Origin of the sequence: Algoriella sp., from assembly GCF_036647415.1 — a bacterium.
GTDB lineage: Bacteria > Bacteroidota > Bacteroidia > Flavobacteriales > Weeksellaceae > Empedobacter.
Genome location: NZ_JAVXKG010000016.1, coordinates 1 through 17,012, shown reverse-complemented (window position 1 = coordinate 17,012; position 17,012 = coordinate 1). Strand labels below are relative to the sequence as shown.

The window sequence follows — 17,012 nt, the reverse complement described above, 5'->3', positions numbered from 1 at the left end:
TTTAATTGAAATTTATATGACGTCTACCTTCAATATTTTCTATTGTTATAGTATGATGTTCGTCTGGTATAAAGTTAGCAATTTTATTTGGCCATTCCATTAAACAATATTGATTTGAATATAAATAATCTTCAATTCCAAAATCCAGTGCTTCTTCTTCATGGTTTAGACGGTAAAAATCAAAATGATATACCTTTCCATTATCGGTATCATATTCATTCACAATAGAAAAAGTAGGGCTAGATACTTCATCGCTTGTACCTAAAACTTTTACAAATTCTTTGATAAAAGTTGTTTTCCCAGCTCCCATTTCTCCTTCGAAAGTGATTAATTTATGTTTTAGTTGACTAAAAATTTCTTTTGCAACTTCTGGTATTTCGTCTAAAGTATGAATTATAAATTCCATTAATTTTTTGGTGTTAAAACAACCATTGGTATTATTATTTCTTCTAATGAGATACCACCATGTTGATAGGTATTTTTATAATAATTAACAAAATGATTGTAATTTTTTGGATACGTTAAAAATAAATTTTCTTTTGCAAAGATATACTTTGACGTAACATTTACCTTAGGTAAAAAGAATCTTTCTGGCTGATCTATCGCCAAAACATCTTTCGGATCGTATTGCAATTGTTTTCCTAATTTGTAACGCAAATTTGTGCTTGCTTCTTTATCACCAATAACTTTAGTTGGTTCTTTTACGTAAATTGTTCCGTGATCGGTAGTTACAACAATTTTCATTTTTTCATGTGCTGCTTTTTTTACAATTTCCATCAAGTATGAATTTTCAAACCAGTGTTTTGTGATTGATCGATAAGTTTTATCATCTCGAATCATTTCTGCAACAATTTTATTGTCCGTTTTGGCGTGAGATAAGATGTCGATAAAATTATAAACGATTACATTAAGGTCATTATTTTTATAATTATTAAAATCATCCGCGATTTTTTTCTCGAAATCTGAATTTAATATTTTGAAATAATTGTACGATAAATTTCCTAAACCAAGCTGTTTTAGTTGCTCACCCAATAAATCTTTTTCGTACATATTTTTGTTTCCTTCATCAGTATCATTTAACCAATATTGGGGATACTTTTTTTCAATTTCTAATGGCATCAAACCAGAGAAAAACGCATTACGAGCGTATTGTGTAGCAGTTGGTAAAATGCTGTAATATAAATTTTCTTGTTCCGAATTATAATAACGATTAAAAATTGGTTCAATAACTTTCCATTGATCGTAGCGTAAATTATCAACCAAAATCAACAAAACTTTTTCGTCTTTAGATAACAATGGTTTCACTAATTCTTTGAAAACCGTGTGCGACAATATTGGTCTGTCATCCTCATCATGTAACCAATCTTCATAATTGCGCTCTATAAATTTGAAAAAAGCCGCATTTGCTTCACTTTTCTGATTTTCTATGATCTCAGAAAGTGCTTTGTCTTCAATATTTTCTAATTCTAATTCCCAGAAAACTAATTTTTTATAAATTTCTTGCCAATCTTCATAATCACGCGCATTCATCATATCCATTGTGATATTTCTGAATTCTTGTTGGTAATTAATCACCGTTTTTTCTGAGATAAGTTTAGAAGAATCCAAAATCTTTTTCAAACTCAATAATATTTGATTTGGATTAACGGGTTTAATCAAGTAATCTGCAATATGAGAGCCAATTGCATCTTCCATAATATGCTCTTCTTCACTTTTTGTAACCATAATTACAGGAAGATTTGGGCGTAATTCTTTAATTTTTGGTAAAGCTTCCAAACCGCTAAGACCTGGCATATTTTCGTCAATTAATACAGCAGAAAAATTTTCTTTCTCAATTTCATCTAAGGCATCAGTTGCATTATTAATCATTGTTGTTTCATAGCCTTTTTTCTCTAAAAAAAGTTGGTGTGGTTTCAATAAATCGATTTCATCGTCTATCCATAAAATTTTTATAGCCATATCTGTATTTTTATGTTGTTGTAATTGTTTTCTTATTTTTCTTACTATTTCCAAATATAGAGATAACGGAAGTGTTAAAATCTAAATTGTTTGTTAAACTAAAACTTTGGAAATGCTAAATATTTAAACGGTTAAATAGCATAAATCTGTCCAAAAAATTAATCGTATTAAAAATATTTTTCTCAAATTGATGATTTATGGTAAAGTCGTGTTAATGATTGACTATATTTTATATCTTTGTTAATAAATTTTTTACGTTTGAATTCATTAAACAATAATAAGTTAAAGGTAGTCAATGATCCAGTACATGGATTTATTACAATACCTAACGAACTTATTTATCAAATTATTCAACATCCCTATTTTCAACGTTTACGACGTATTTCTCAAACAGGTTTAACAGAACTTGTTTATCCCGGAGCTCGACATTCTAGGTTTCATCACGCATTAGGTTGTATGCATTTAATGCAAAAAACCTTGAATATTTTGAAACGAAAAAATGTAGAAATCTCTCCAGAAGAAGAAAATGGCGCTTTAATTGCCATTCTTTTGCATGATTTAGGTCATGGTCCTTTCTCACATTCACTAGAACATTCTATAATTAACGGTTTACATCATGAAGAAGTTTCACTTCGATTGATGCAAGAATTAAATCAAATTTTTGAGAATAAACTTTCAGTAGCAATTCAGATTTTCAAAGGAGAATATCATAAAAAATTTCTTTCTCAATTGGTATCTAGTCAATTAGATCTTGATCGAATGGATTATCTGAAACGTGATAGTTTTTATACGGGAGTTGTAGAGGGAAATATTAATCCCGAACGTATCATTTCGATGATGAATGTTTCTCAAAATGAATTAGTCATAGAATCAAAAGGAATTTCATCTGTCGAAAAATTTTTGATGGCACGTATGTTTATGTATATGCAAGTATATATGCACAAGAAGTCGTTTACGGCAGAAAATTTCTTGATTAGTGTACTAAAAAGAGCAAAAGAATTGGTGAAAGGAGGAGAGAAGTTATTTGCAACTTCTGCTTTCAATTATTTTTTACAAGACAACGAAAAAGGAAATTTATCGCGAAAAGGATTAGAAATTTTCACACAATTAGATGATAGTGATGTTTTATCTTCGATAAAAGAATGGCAGTTTCATGATGATTTGATATTGAGTAAATTATCTCGAAGTATCATTGAACGTAAATTACCAAAATCATTTTTGATGGATAAAGAATTGACAGATGCAGAATTATTTGTTGAAAAAGAACGTGTCAAAGAATTTTTTAAAATTGATGACGCAAGTTATTTTGTAGAACAAACTACGATAAAAATAATTCCGTATGATAAATCAAAAAATCCAATTAAAATTTTATTTAAAAATGGGGAAGTAAAAGAAATTTCTAATTCAGAGAAAAGCTTATTAACACAGTTTTTACAACAAGAAATAACAAAATACCATTACCATAGTATAAAATGATAAAAGAATTTGACAAAAAAGTTAAATAACTTAAATATTCATTTTATAAATTTAAGAATAATTATTAGTTTTGCAAACTATGAAATTTAAAGCTGCAGAGATTGCGCAATTATTGCAAGGAACCGTAAAAGGGGATGCAAATGTAGAAGTTTCGACCTTGTCGAAAATAGAAGAAGGAACAGAAGGAACGATTTCGTTTTTAGCAAATCCGAAGTACGAGCAATTTATTTATACTACAAAAGCATCTATTGTTATTGTAAGTAAAGATTTTGTGGCTACTGATGCTATATCATCTACATTAATTGTAGTAGAAGATGCCTACCAAGCATTTACGCAATTATTGCAACATTATAATACGATCAAAAATAATAAAGTTGGAATAGAAGAATTTGCAAAAATAAATTCGACGGCACAGCTTGGAGATAATGTATATATTGGAAGTTTTTCTTATATTGGAGCAAATGTTTCAATAGGAAATAATGTAAAAATATATCCAAATGTAACAATTGGAGATTACGTTAAAATTGGAGACAATACAGTTTTATATTCAGGCGCACAAGTGTATAATGAGTGCGAAATAGGAAAAAACTGCATCATTCATTCTAATGTAGTAATTGGAGCAGATGGTTTTGGATTTGCACCAACTGCAGATGGTTCTTTTGAAAAAATTCCTCAAATAGGAAATGTTTTAATCGAAGATGATGTAGAAATAGGAGCAGGATCTACAATAGATAGAGCAACAATGGGATCTACTGTAATCCGAAAAGGAGTAAAATTAGATAACCAAATACAGATAGCGCATAATGTACAAATAGGAGAGAATACTGTAATTGCTTCACAAACAGGAGTAGCAGGTTCAACTAAAATTGGACGTAATTGTATGATAGGAGGACAAGTAGGTATCGTGGGACATTTGACAATAGGAGACTTTGTACAAGTGCAAGCCCAAAGCGGTATCAACGCAGATGTAGAGAGTAATACACAATTGTATGGTTCGCCAGCAATTGACGCAACGAGTTTTAGAAAGTCGTATGTGCATTTTAGAAAGTTTCCAGAAATTGTGAAACGTATCGATAAGTTAGAAAAAGAAAACAAACAAAAGTAAAAGTTAATGTCTGATAAACAAAAAACTTTAGCGAAAGAAGCTATTCTAAAAGGAGTTGGTTTACATACAGGTAAATATGTTAGTTTAACATTTAAACCTGCAGATCCAGATGTCGGATTTGTATTTGTAAGAACAGATTTAGAAGGGCAACCTCAAGTAGAGGCTGATGCACAATATGTGGTAAGTACTGCAAGAGGAACAACTTTAGAAAAAAAAGGAGTTAAAATACATACAACAGAGCATGTTTTGGCAGCTTTGGTTGGTATGGATATAGATAACTGTTATATTGAAATAGATAATGCAGAACCTCCAATTATGGACGGTTCTTCAAAGTTTTTTATCGAAGCAATAGAGAGTGCTGGTATAATTGAGCAAGACAAGGAAAGAGAATATTACAGAATTAAAGAAATTATATCGTATGTAGATCCAGAAACAGGATCAGAAATAACAGCGATACCGTCAGATGATTATCAAGTAACAGCAATGGTAGATTTCGGAACAAAAGTTTTGGGAACTCAAAATGCAACTTTATCATCAATCAAAAACTTTAAACAAGATATCTCTGAAGCACGTACATTTTGTTTCTTACATGAGTTAGAACATTTGTTAGATGCAGGTCTTGTAAAAGGTGGAGATTTGGACAACGCAATAGTTTACGTTGACAAAGAAATAACACCAGAAACAAAAGAAAAACTGTGCAAGGCATTCAATCGTGATGATGTATCAATCCGTCCAAACGGAATTTTAGATCATTTAACTTTACATTATCCAAACGAAGCAGCTCGTCATAAATTATTAGATGTGGTGGGAGATTTAGCTTTGGTAGGTAAAAAATTGAAAGCAAAAATTATTGCAACAAAACCAGGACATCATACAAATACTAATTTTGCGAAAAAATTAAGTAAACAAATCAAATTAGCGCAACGTAATAAGGTGCCTGAATTTGATTTAACTGTAGAACCTGTTTACGATATCAATCAAATCATGAAATTGTTGCCACATCGCCCACCATTTTTATTGATTGATAAAGTAATCTCTAAATCACCTACAGGATTAGTTGGTGTAAAAAATGTGACGATGAACGAACCATTTTTTGTTGGACATTTCCCTAAAGAACCTGTAATGCCAGGCGTTTTACAAATAGAGGCAATGGCACAATTAGGTGGTCTTTTGATTTTAGGAGAATTAGAAAATCCGCAAGAATATTCGACATATTTCATGAAAATTGAAAACGCAAGATTTAAACGCAAAATTGTTCCAGGAGATACAATTGTATTTAAATTAGAGTTAATCGAACCAATTCGTAGAGGGATTGTACATATGCAAGGAATAGGATATGTAAACAATCAGATTGCTGTAGAAGCAGAAATGATGGCAGTTATTACAAAAGAATAATTAAAGAAATGGAAGTTATGAATCATCCGATGGCATACGTTCATCCAACTGCGATTTTAGGTGAAAATGTTACAATTAGCCCTTTTGCATCTGTTTATGAAGATGTAGAAATTGGCGACGGAACTTGGATTGGTCCCAATGTAACAATAATGCCAGGATCACGTATTGGTAAAAATTGTAAAATTTATCCAGGTACGGTTATTTCTGGTGAACCACAAGACTTGAAGTACGAAGGAGAAAAAACGTTAACTTATATCGGAGATAATACTACGATAAGAGAGTGCGTAACAGTAAATAAAGGAACAAATGCTTTAGGTTATACAAAAATCGGAGACAATTGTTTGATTATGGCAACTGCACATATTGCACACGACTGTGTAGTAGGTAATAATGTAGTTATTGTAAATGCAGTAGGTTTAGCTGGTCATATAGAAGTAGGAGATTATGCTTTTATTGGTGGTTATAGTGCCGTACATCAATTTACAAAAATTGGTGAACACGCATTCATAGCAGGCGCAACACAAATCCGTAAAGACGTTCCTCCTTATGTAAAAGCAGCAAAAAATCCTGTAGCTTATGCAGGTGTAAATGCTATTGGATTAAGAAGAAAAGGATTTACTTCAGAGGAAATCTACGAAATACAAGGTATTTACAGAATTTTATATCAACAAAAAAACAATGTATCTCAAGCTGTAGAACAAATCTTAGAAAAATTCCCAGATTCGCATTATCGTGAAATCATCTTGAATTTTATAAATACAAGTGATCGTGGAATTATGAAAGGTTATAGCTCGGGTGTTTAATCAAAATAACAAATAAAATAAATGGCAACAACTTCTGATATCAGAAAAGGTTTATGTATCGTTTTTAATAATGATACCTATAAAATTATCGAATTTTTACACGTAAAACCAGGTAAAGGCCCAGCTTTTGTTCGTACAAAATTAAAATCTTTGACAAACGGAAAAGTATTAGATAATACATTTTCTGCAGGTCATAAAATTGAAGAAGTTCGTGTAGAAACACGTAACTACCAATATTTATACGAAGATGATAATGGTTTCCATTTCATGAATAATGACGATTTTTCTCAAGTTTATTTAAATAAAGGCTTGATTGATAATTCTCAATTTATGAAAGCTGGTGACGAAATAAAAATCATATTCCGTGCTTCAGACGAAACAGCTTTAGCAGCAGAATTACCAAACACTGTAGTTTTGGAAATTACATATACAGAACCAGGTCTTAAAGGTGATACTGCAACCAATGCAACAAAACCTGCAACAACTGAAACTGGAGCAGAAATTCGTGTTCCTTTATTTATCAACGAAGGTGATAAAGTAAAAATCAACACAGAAGATGGTTCTTATGTAGAACGAATGAAATAATATTTTTTATAATATATTTTTTAAAATCCCTCTTATATAGAGGGATTTTTTTGTTTATGGAGAATTTGATTATACTACTAAATAGTAAAATGAAATTAAAAATATTTTGATTAATTTTTGAAAAAGATAATAATTAGGAATTAATTGTGGAAAAATGAAAACTATTTATAAAGTGTTAAAATTCAAACTAAAATAATTAAATTTAAGGTTCACTAAGACATGTTTAATAGATTATACTAATGAAGAAAAAGAATCTTTGGATAATAACAATTTTGATGATAATGATATATTTATCTATTCCGACAGTTCACATTCTAAAAACAAAATGGAATGAAAAGGAGATTAATAATCAAATACCAAAAGGCTTTACAAATGATGCAAGTCAACTTAATTTGACTAAAATTGATACAATAATTCAAGTTCCTAATAATAAAAAAGAGATTGAAATTCAACTCAAAAATGTTCTAAAGTATGCAAAAGAAAATAATTTGAAAATTTCAATTGCAGGCGCAAAACATAGTATGGGTGGCCATACAATTTATCCAAATGGAATTCTTCTTAATATGCTCCCTCACAAAGAAATGAAACTTGATACTAAAAACAATATTTTGACAATTGGTTCTGGTGCTTTATGGGAAGATGCTTTATTGTATTTAGATAAAAAAGGAAAATCTATTGCTATAATGCAAGCGTTCAGTTCTTTTTCAATTGGAGGATCAATAAGTGTAAATGGACATGGTTGGCAAAAAGATTCACCACCTATTTCTTCAAGTGTAATTTCTTTCACTTTAATGAAAGAAAATGGTGTGATTATAAATTGTAGCAGACAAGAAAATTCAGAACTTTTTCAATTAGTACTTGGTGGTTACGGTTTATTTGGTGTCATTTTAGATATTAAGTTGAAAGTTGTAGAAAATGAAGCATTACAATACAAATACATTCGTCTAAACCCAGAAAATTACGTTAATTATTACAAAAAGTACATTTCAGAAAATCCAAATGTTAATCTTGTATTTGGTAGATTAAGAATTTCTGATAAACATTTTTTAGAAGAAGCAACATTAAATTTCTTTGAAAAAGTTGACGTAAATATTCCGACTTTACAAATAGAAAAAAGTACCGAAACTCAAAGACTAGTATTTAGAGGAAGTGTAGATAATGAATATGGAAAACGACTTCGTTGGGATTTAGAAACAGGAATGAATAAGGTTTCTAAAAACGAAATTTACTCAAGAAATGAGCTTTTAAATGATCATGTTTCATTAATTGAAAATAAAGATCCTTCTTCAACAGATTTACTTCAAGAATATTTTATTCCTGAAAGAAATTTCAATAAATTCATTACTGATATGAAACCTATTTTACAAAATTCAAAAATAGATTTGCTTAATATAACCATCCGTGGTGTTCATCAAGATAATGATAGTTATTTGAATTATGCGCGTGAAAATGTTTTTGGTTTTGTATTGTTATTCAATCAAAAGAAGACAGATAAACAAGAAGTAGAAATGAAAAAATTGACAAATAAACTTGTAGAGGTCGCATTAAAAAATGAAGGAACTTATTATTTGCCATATCGTTTACATATTGATAAAGATAAAATGAGAAAATCTTACCCGAATGCAGATGTATTTTTTCAATTAAAATTAAAATATGATCCTGATGAATTATTTAACAATAAATTTTATCAATACTACAAATAAAAATGTAACTTAAAAATAAAATTATGGCTCAAATTAATCCTTACATCAACTTCAATGGTAATACCGAAGAGGCATTCAATTTTTACAAATCAGTTTTTGGCGGTGAGTTCGAAATGATTATTCGTTTTAAAGATATGCCAAATCCAGAAATTCCAATTTCAGAAAACGAAGCAGATAAAATAATGCATATAGCTTTACCTATTGGCAAAAATGTCCTAATGGGTAATGATGTTCCTGAATTTATGGGTAAAGTAAATGAAAATGAGAACAGATCTAAGATAGCTGTTAGCGCAGAAAGCAAAGAAGAGGCAAATAATATTTTTAATAAACTTTCTGAAGGTGGAAATATTGAAGTACAAATTGCTGAGAGTCCTTGGGGTTCATATTTCGGAATGTTTAGAGATAAATATGGTATAGAATGGACTGTCGATTTTGATCCAAAATATTAAAAATAGAAATTGATTTTTCTATTTTTAAAAACTATTAATTTCTCATAATTATAGAAGTAAAACCGCTGTGTATTTTGCTAATTTTAGCAATTAAACCATCAATTCGAGTGGAATTCTGTAAGAATTTTGTTTCGAGAATAAGGTTTTAGAAGATAAAATTCTATTCTCGATACAATTTTAATTCATTCTTGTACTGAGTTTATCGAAGTGTCATTTCTAAAAATCACTCGAACTGACGAATTTTAATTCAAAATGCACAACGGGTTAATCTACTAAAAAAATAAGATGTAAAATATATTGTTTATACAGCTTTACAATCAAAAATATTCATATTTCTACTGTGAAAGATTTTGATGATTCGTCATTCCGTTATAAATACTATTAGGACGACGAACGGTATCATTTATCAAAAAAATATTTACTTTAATTTACCATTATTCGGATTCTTATAATCTAACCACCAATCATCAAGTAAGTCTAAAATAGGTAATAATGTTTTACCAACTTCACTCAATTTATACTCCACTCGTGGAGGTGTTTCGGCATATATTTTTCTACAAATAATTCCATCTCGTTCCAATTCTCTCAATTGAATGGTCAATGTAGTTTGAGCCATATTTTCCATATCGCGACGTAATTCTCCAAATCGTTTTGGGCAATTAGTTGAGATAGATTTGATGATTAATGCCTTCCATTTTCCACCAATTATCTTGAAAATTCCATTTGTACCACAACAACTTGTATATTTTTTTACATTTTTTTCTTCCATAATCACTTCATAATGTGTATTAGTACAAAAAACGATACTATGTGCATCTTTTATAACTACTTGATTAGTTGATTTTTCAGAAGTAAATTTAGCCTATTAAATCATTAAAATCAGCTAAAATGAAATTAAATATAAAAGATATTTTTAAAATTTTTATTCTTTCAATCGGCATTTTTTTATTTGTGTTAGATCTTTTTATCATCAATGTTTCTTTGCCAAGTATTCAACATAGTTTGCAATTATCAAATAGTAAAACGCAATGGATAATCATTTTATATATCATCGGTTATGCCAGTTTGTTGATTAATGCAGGTAATGCAGGAGCTACTTTTGGGCGCAAAAAATTGTATATTATAGGAATGATTGGCTTTACTTTAGCTTCATTAATTTGCGGATTATCGGACAATATTTATATGCTTTTGGGTGGGAGATTATTACAAGGAATAAGTTCTGGATTGATGGTTCCGCAAGGCATTTCTTTGATTTCTATTCTTTTTGATAATCAACAAAAAAGAACAATTGCACTTGGTATTTATGGAAGTTTTGCTGGAGTTGCATCTGTTTTAGGACAATTTTTAGGCGGAATTTTACCAGATCAAAATTGGATTGAAGAAAGTTGGCGATTGATATTTTTAGTTAATATTCCGATTGGAATTTTTGCTATTGCAATAACATTTTTTATCATTCCGAAAGATGTTATTAATATCAAACAAAAAGTATTGATAAATAAGGTTATTCAATTATTTTTTATATTAATTCTTCTCATTTATCCATTAATTGTTGGCCCCGAATTGCAGTGGTCTTGGTGGGTTTTAGTTTTATTAGTCATTTCGATTGGATTTTTGATCCTATTTATTAGGAGAGAAAAAAACTTATTTCAACAACAATTACCGTCTTTTATAGATTTTTCGTTGTTCCAAAATAGAGTTTTTAACCTTGGTTTATTTGCAGCTTTAGCCTTTTATATGGTGCAAGACGCTTACTTTATTATTAATTCAAATTATCTTCAAAATTATAGAGAATTTACTCCAACAATGACCGGGATTGCATTTGTTTATCAAGGAATTGGCTATGTGTTAGCGAGTTTAATTGCGAGTCGTTTGGTAGATAAAATGGGAAGAATTGTTGTTTTAACAGGATTATCAATTATGATTATTGGTTTGGTAGCGCATTTAATTATTTTTGATCAATTACAAATAGAAATCAATCAAGTTCATCTTTTATTTTTCTTTTACGGAATTGGTTGTGGAACCGTTTTGCCGTCATTGATGACTTTAGCGCTTCGTGATTTGAATCAATCTTTGATTGGCGTTGGTTCAGCACTTTATTTGACGGTTCAACAATTATCAATTTGTTTAGGAATTGCATTTATTGTAGGATTATATTTGAATCATTCAAATCAATTATTTTTCAATTTTTCTCAGATTTCCGGCGCTTATGGTTATTCAACTTTAGCATCAATCCTTTTACTTTTTTTGGTTGGTTTTATTATCAATCGATTATTTTCTCGTACAAAAACTAATTTATAATTAACTTCATATAAAAATTACAAGATGAATTCTATTTTACAAAACGATCTTACCAATTTAGAAGCCGTATTGCAGCTGACGAAAGAATATGGCGTAGATTTTTTGAAATCAATTAATTCTCGACCAACATCTACAAAAGAAAATAATATTGAGTTAGAAAATAAACTTTCTATTGATGGAATTGGTGCTGAAGCTTCTCTGGCTGAATTTATTCAACGTTTTGAATCTATTATTGTAAGTTCTACAGGTCCGCGTTATTTGGGTTTTGTAACTGGAGGTTCTACGCCTGCAGCGATTGTTGGCGATTGGTTGGCAACTATTTTCGATCAAAATTCGCAGACAATAAAAGGTCAAGGAGATATTTCGGCAAATATAGAATTCGAAACAATTCAGTTATTATTGGATTTATTTAATCTTCCAAAAGATTTTCTTGGCGGATTTGTAACGGGTGCCACAATGTCCAATTTTACTTGTTTGGCTGTGGCGAAACAATGGTTCGGAAATCAATTAGGAAAAGATTTTGCTAAAGATGGAATTTCAGAAAAAGTGACGATTTTTTCAGCAACGGCGCATTCTTCTTCAATCAAATCCTTGTCAATGTTAGGAATTGGAAGCAATAATTTGATTAAAATTAAAACTCTTGAAGGAAACCGAGAAGCCATTGATATTGAAGATTTAGAACAAAAAATTCAAGAATTAAATACAAAACCATTTATCTTAATTTCAAGTGCAGGAACTGTAAATACGGTAGATTTTGATGATTTTGAAGCGATTTCTAAATTGAAAGAAAAATACAATTTTTGGTGGCATATCGATGCTGCTTTTGGCGCTTTTGCTTCTTGTTCTTCAGATTTCAAACATTTGATTCACGGTTGGGAAAATGCAGATAGTATCACTGTTGATGGGCATAAATGGCTAAATGTACCTTATGATAATGCATTTTTCTTTGTGAAAGAGCAACATAAATTATTACAAATAGAAACTTTTCAAAATACAAATGCGCCTTATTTGGGCGATCCATTGGATAATTTTAATTATTTAAATTTTCTTCCAGAGAATTCCAGACGATTGCGTGCTTTACCCGTTTGGTTTACCTTGAAAGCTTATGGAAAAAAAGGTTACCAAGAAATCGTTGATAATTCAATTCATCTAACACAACAATTAGGTCAATTTATTGAACAAAATAATCATTTAGAATTGTTAGCTCCTGTACGGCTGAATACCGTTTGTTTTTCATTGGTTGGAGATGAAAATCAAGAAAAAGTAGCTCCATTTTTGTTAAATATAAACGATTCTGGAAAAGTTTTTATGACACCAACTGTTTACAATAATAAAAAAGGAATCCGAGCTGCTTTTGTGAATTGGCGTACAACAGAAACTGATTTAGAAATTGTAAAAGAAGTTATTTTAGAGGAATTGAATTTGATTAAATAAGGTTTATTAATATGAAGTTTTTTTCTTTAAAAATCTAAATTTCTCCTGAAAACTACATTAATGGAGATTATTATTTTGTTGAATTGAATAACAATTGAGATTAAATATTTTCAACAAACTTTTCAAAAGTAAAACTAATATCTCGCCTTTACAGTTTAGGGCGGGAATGAATTGATATTCTTCTATCCGTTGTAAAAGTTTTCGTAAAGTTTCAATTTTTCAAAAAGAGATCAAACTAGGCTCTAAAATAATCAGACGTTTATATTTTACTGTCCGGAATTTTGGATCCCAAAACAGTTTCTCTATAATCTATTCCCCATTGTGCAATCGAATCAATAATGGGTTCTAATGTTCTTCCAAAATTGGTTAAATCATACTCTACCGTAATAGGTTTTGTATTCAGAACAGTTCTCGTTATCAGATGATTCATTTCTAGATCTTGCAACTCTTTAGATAACATTTTAGAGCCTATTCCTTCAATTTCACGTTGCAAATCCATAAAACGCATTTTTCCGCCATACAACAAAGTTCCTAGTATATGTATTTTCCATTTTCCTGTGAGTAAGCCCATACTATCTTTTTCGGCATTGGTTCTAAATCTGCAAAATGCAGGTGCTTTATATTCTGGTTTCATATTTTTTTTATAACTAAATTACTAATAATACCATTACAATAATACTTTCCTAAAGGAAAGCACTTTCTAATAGGAAACGAATGGTAAATATACTGTAAACTGTCTTTTACTTTGTATTAGATTTAAAAACAGAATATTATCAATTTTAAAAAATAAAATTATGGCAACTAAAGCAAAACAAGTCGTAGATAAAATGTTTGAAGTATTTGCACAACAAAATATTGATGCAATTGTTAATAGCTTTTCTGATGATGCTGTGCTAATTCATCACGGTACGCAAATTATGCCAAGTGCTAAGTTTGTAGGAAAAGCTGGAGCTAGAATGTTTTTTGAGTATAATATCAATGCATTAGACGTTGTTTATTTTAATACGAACGAATTTATTGAAGCTGGAGATGATAAATTATTCGTTTTGGGTAATGAACATTTTATATCGAAAGAAAACGGCTCTGAAATGAAAAATCGATGGATCCAAATTTACACAGTTACCAATGGATTAATTTCTAAAATGGAAGAATTTGCTTCATCTGCTGATCCTAAAGAATACGGAGGAAACGCTGGCGGATTATAAATCGATTGATTAATCCATAATCGAAATTCCTATTTTGTTTTTACAGATGAAATAGGAATTTTTTAAAATATAAAATATGATATTGATAACAGGAGCAACCGGAAATTTAGGTTCTAGCGTGATCGCTCAACTTTTAAAGGTAACGACAAAAGATAAATTTGTAACAACTTCTAGTAATGAAAATGGCGTAAAAAAATTAACCGAACAAGGCGTAAATTCTCGATTGGCTAATTTTACGGATACAGCTTCATTAAATAAAGCTTTTCATGGTATTGAGAAAGTTTTGTTGATTTCTACGATGGATCAAAATCGTTTAGAACAGCATAAAAATGTGATAGATGCTGCTAAAAAACAAGGCGTAAAACATATTGTTTATACAAGTCTTGCCATCAAAAATATTCAAACTTCTGCTGTGAAGGATTTGATGATTAGTCATTTTCAAACAGAAGATTACATCAAAGCAAGTGGATTGACCTATACAATTCTAAGAAATACGATGTATGCAGATGCTTTAGTTCAAATTTTAGGAGAAAACGTTATAAACCAAGATATAAATTTACCTGGTGGAAACGGAAAAGTTCCGTACGCTTTGCGTAGAGAAATGGGCGAAGCTACTGCCAATTTATTATTGCAAGATGGTCACGAAAATAAAACCTACAATATTACTGGTTCGCAAAATTTTGGTTATCAAGAAATAGCAACTGCATTATCGAATTTTACAGGTAAAACGATTAAGTATAATGATATTTCAGAAGTGGCTTTGAAATCTTTTTTAAACCAAATTGGTTTCCCTGATTTTGCAATTTATCTACATTCAGGTACAATTTACGACATCAAAATGCATCAGTACGAACTAGAAAGTAATATGTTAGAAACTTTATTGGGACGATCAACAGCATCACTAAACGACTTTATCAAAGAATTATTTAATTTATAAATTAAACAAAATGAAATTAATAGAAGCATTAAACTGGAGATACGCAACGAAACGTATGACGGGCGAAAAATTAGATGAGGAAACGGTAAATCAAATTATTGAAGCAGCTCGTTTGGCTCCAACTTCAGCAGGTTTGCAACCAGTTCATTTGTATGTAATAAGCGATCAGGAAACGAAAGCTAAAATTCAACCCATTGCATTTGGTCAGCCTCAAATTGTAGAATCTTCACATTTAATCGTTTTTACTTCTTGGGCAACTATTCCAGATGAAGAAATTGATAAAGTGTACGAATATACCAATGCACAACGGGGTATATCTAATGATAAAACTGCTGATACGGTTGCTAATTTGAAACAATTATTTTCTACTTTCAGCGAAGAAGAACAATATCATCATACAGCAAAACAAGCACATATTGCTTTCGGTATAGCAATTGCTGCTGCAGCCGAACTGGGTGTTGATGCTACGCCAATGGAAGGTTTTGATAAAGCAAGAATAGATGAATTCTTAGACTTGAAATCTAAAAACTTAAGATCGGTTGTGTTACTTTCTTTAGGAAAACGTAAAGTTGATGAAGATTGGTTATTGCCTTTGAAAAAGATTCGTCAACCAAAAGAAAAATTTATTACAGAGATTAAATAATTTTTACTCACCTACAACTACCAAACTAAAAAATAATATTTAAAAAAAATCAGCGGTTTCTCAGAACCCGCTGATTTTTTTTAACAAACTTTTCAAAAGTAATAACCAATATTTCGCCTTTACAGTTTAGGATGGAGATGAATTGAAATTAGGTTTCTGAAACAAGTAAATTTTTAGTCGATATTATTTTAATAGTTTAAATTATTATCGTAATATTACGATGTTAATATTGAAAAACATGGGACTTACTAAAACAGAGATATTTACTGATGAACAAAACAAAATAGCTATGTTATTTAAGGTTTTGGGACATCCTGCAAGAATAGCAATTCTACAATATATCATCAATCAAAAAGATTGTATTTGTAATGATTTAGTTGGTGAATTAGGATTGGCACAAGCTACAATTTCTCAACATTTAAAAGAACTAAAAAACATTGGTATTATTCATGGTTCTATTGAAGGTAAGTCTGTTTGTTACTGTATAAACGAAAAAGTTTGGAATGAGATTAAAAAAGAGTTTCACATCTTTTTTGATCAAGATGTTAATATAAAACAATGCTGTTAAAGGCTTTTTTTGTAAAAGATATATCGTTATATCGCAATATATGATTTAGATAAATAAGAATAATTCATTCATAATATTCAATAAATAAAATAACTCACATTAAAATAGTATGAAACTATCAGAAATAAAAGATATTTTACCAACATTAGAAAATGTTGAATTTCAATTAGAAAACGGAACATTTGTGCCAGAATATTTTCACGTTACGGAGGTAGGTCAAATCACTAAAAATTTTATTGATTGTGGTGGTGTAATTCGTTCAGAAAAAGTAGTCAACTTCCAATTATGGAATGCAAATGATTTTGAACATCGTTTAAAACCTAATAAATTATTAAATATCATCAAATTATCTGAAGAAAAATTGGGTATGGAAGATGCTGAAATCGAGGTAGAATATCAAGCTGAAACGATTGGTAAATATGATTTGGATTTTAATGGTAGAAATTTTATAC

At 29.9% G+C, this 17,012-nt stretch carries 18 protein-coding genes; 14 read left to right on the top strand and 4 right to left on the bottom strand.

Annotated features, from left to right (window positions below):
* Window position 1: 1 nt before the first annotated feature.
* A complete protein-coding gene (gene tsaE / locus RSC72_RS08320) occupies window positions 2-406 on the bottom strand; it encodes a tRNA (adenosine(37)-N6)-threonylcarbamoyltransferase complex ATPase subunit type 1 TsaE (protein ID WP_332546944.1) in 405 nt (134 codons plus the stop codon).
* Entirely contained in the window at window positions 406-1,959 is a 1,554-nt protein-coding gene (locus tag RSC72_RS08315; RefSeq protein ID WP_332546946.1) for a T9SS response regulator signal transducer PorX, read from the bottom strand. Before RSC72_RS08315 ends, tsaE begins: the two co-directional genes overlap by 1 nt.
* 258 nt (window positions 1,960-2,217) lie before the next feature.
* Here RSC72_RS08315 and RSC72_RS08310 point away from each other — a divergent pair, with 258 nt between their 5' ends.
* The 7 genes from RSC72_RS08310 to RSC72_RS08280 all read left to right on the top strand — a co-directional run bounded on the left by RSC72_RS08310 (window position 2,218) and on the right by RSC72_RS08280 (window position 9,475).
* A complete protein-coding gene (locus RSC72_RS08310) occupies window positions 2,218-3,435 on the top strand; it encodes an HD domain-containing protein (protein WP_332578473.1) in 1,218 nt (405 codons plus the stop codon).
* A gap of 79 nt (window positions 3,436-3,514) precedes the next feature.
* Entirely contained in the window at window positions 3,515-4,540 is a 1,026-nt protein-coding gene (gene lpxD / locus RSC72_RS08305; RefSeq protein ID WP_332566403.1) for a UDP-3-O-(3-hydroxymyristoyl)glucosamine N-acyltransferase, read from the top strand.
* 6 nt (window positions 4,541-4,546) lie between these two features.
* Window positions 4,547-5,935 (top strand): bifunctional UDP-3-O-[3-hydroxymyristoyl] N-acetylglucosamine deacetylase/3-hydroxyacyl-ACP dehydratase, encoded by a 1,389-nt coding sequence (locus RSC72_RS08300; protein WP_332566402.1) that lies wholly within the window; start codon window positions 4,547-4,549, stop codon window positions 5,933-5,935.
* Between the two features lie 17 nt (window positions 5,936-5,952).
* Window positions 5,953-6,738 carry an acyl-ACP--UDP-N-acetylglucosamine O-acyltransferase gene (gene lpxA, locus RSC72_RS08295; protein ID WP_332544464.1) on the top strand — a complete coding sequence of 262 codons (786 nt, stop codon included), beginning with the start codon at window positions 5,953-5,955 and terminating at the stop codon, window positions 6,736-6,738.
* Window positions 6,739-6,759: 21 nt separating this feature from the next.
* Window positions 6,760-7,323 (top strand): elongation factor P, encoded by a 564-nt coding sequence (gene efp, locus RSC72_RS08290; protein WP_332544460.1) that lies wholly within the window; start codon window positions 6,760-6,762, stop codon window positions 7,321-7,323.
* A 281-nt stretch (window positions 7,324-7,604) separates the two neighbouring features.
* On the top strand, window positions 7,605-9,026 hold the full coding sequence (locus RSC72_RS08285) for an FAD-binding protein (protein ID WP_332566462.1): 1,422 nt from the start codon (window positions 7,605-7,607) through the stop codon (window positions 9,024-9,026).
* Between the two features lie 23 nt (window positions 9,027-9,049).
* Complete coding sequence (locus RSC72_RS08280) at window positions 9,050-9,475, top strand: VOC family protein (RefSeq protein WP_332544457.1); 426 nt, start codon at window positions 9,050-9,052, stop codon at window positions 9,473-9,475.
* A gap of 418 nt (window positions 9,476-9,893) precedes the next feature.
* Here the strand turns inward: RSC72_RS08280 and RSC72_RS08275 are convergent, their stop codons facing one another.
* Window positions 9,894-10,244, bottom strand: coding sequence for a winged helix-turn-helix transcriptional regulator (locus RSC72_RS08275; protein WP_332544456.1), 351 nt, complete (start codon window positions 10,242-10,244; stop codon window positions 9,894-9,896).
* Between the two features lie 119 nt (window positions 10,245-10,363).
* Between RSC72_RS08275 and RSC72_RS08270 the strand changes: the two genes are divergently transcribed.
* Both RSC72_RS08270 and RSC72_RS08265 read left to right on the top strand, forming a co-directional pair.
* Window positions 10,364-11,773 (top strand): MFS transporter, encoded by a 1,410-nt coding sequence (locus tag RSC72_RS08270; RefSeq protein WP_332544455.1) that lies wholly within the window; start codon window positions 10,364-10,366, stop codon window positions 11,771-11,773.
* A 24-nt stretch (window positions 11,774-11,797) separates the two neighbouring features.
* Window positions 11,798-13,207, top strand: coding sequence for a pyridoxal phosphate-dependent decarboxylase family protein (locus RSC72_RS08265; RefSeq protein WP_332544454.1), 1,410 nt, complete (start codon window positions 11,798-11,800; stop codon window positions 13,205-13,207).
* 259 nt (window positions 13,208-13,466) lie between these two features.
* Here RSC72_RS08265 and RSC72_RS08260 read toward each other — a convergent pair whose 3' ends face one another.
* Complete coding sequence (locus tag RSC72_RS08260) at window positions 13,467-13,841, bottom strand: winged helix-turn-helix transcriptional regulator (protein WP_332544453.1); 375 nt, start codon at window positions 13,839-13,841, stop codon at window positions 13,467-13,469.
* A 160-nt stretch (window positions 13,842-14,001) separates the two neighbouring features.
* Here RSC72_RS08260 and RSC72_RS08255 point away from each other — a divergent pair, with 160 nt between their 5' ends.
* The 5 genes from RSC72_RS08255 to RSC72_RS08235 all read left to right on the top strand — a co-directional run.
* Complete coding sequence (locus RSC72_RS08255) at window positions 14,002-14,412, top strand: nuclear transport factor 2 family protein (RefSeq protein ID WP_332544452.1); 411 nt, start codon at window positions 14,002-14,004, stop codon at window positions 14,410-14,412.
* A 76-nt stretch (window positions 14,413-14,488) separates the two neighbouring features.
* Window positions 14,489-15,349: an SDR family oxidoreductase gene (locus RSC72_RS08250; protein WP_332544451.1), complete on the top strand. Its 861-nt coding sequence runs from the start codon at window positions 14,489-14,491 to the stop codon at window positions 15,347-15,349.
* Window positions 15,350-15,359: 10 nt separating this feature from the next.
* Window positions 15,360-15,992 carry a nitroreductase family protein gene (locus RSC72_RS08245; protein WP_332544450.1) on the top strand — a complete coding sequence of 211 codons (633 nt, stop codon included), beginning with the start codon at window positions 15,360-15,362 and terminating at the stop codon, window positions 15,990-15,992.
* A gap of 238 nt (window positions 15,993-16,230) precedes the next feature.
* Window positions 16,231-16,560, top strand: a complete 330-nt coding sequence (locus RSC72_RS08240) for an ArsR/SmtB family transcription factor (RefSeq protein ID WP_332544449.1) — start codon at window positions 16,231-16,233, stop codon at window positions 16,558-16,560.
* A 109-nt stretch (window positions 16,561-16,669) separates the two neighbouring features.
* Window positions 16,670-17,012, top strand: a 343-nt coding sequence (locus RSC72_RS08235) for a DUF6428 family protein (RefSeq protein ID WP_332578472.1), incomplete at its 3' end; no start/stop codon positions are given.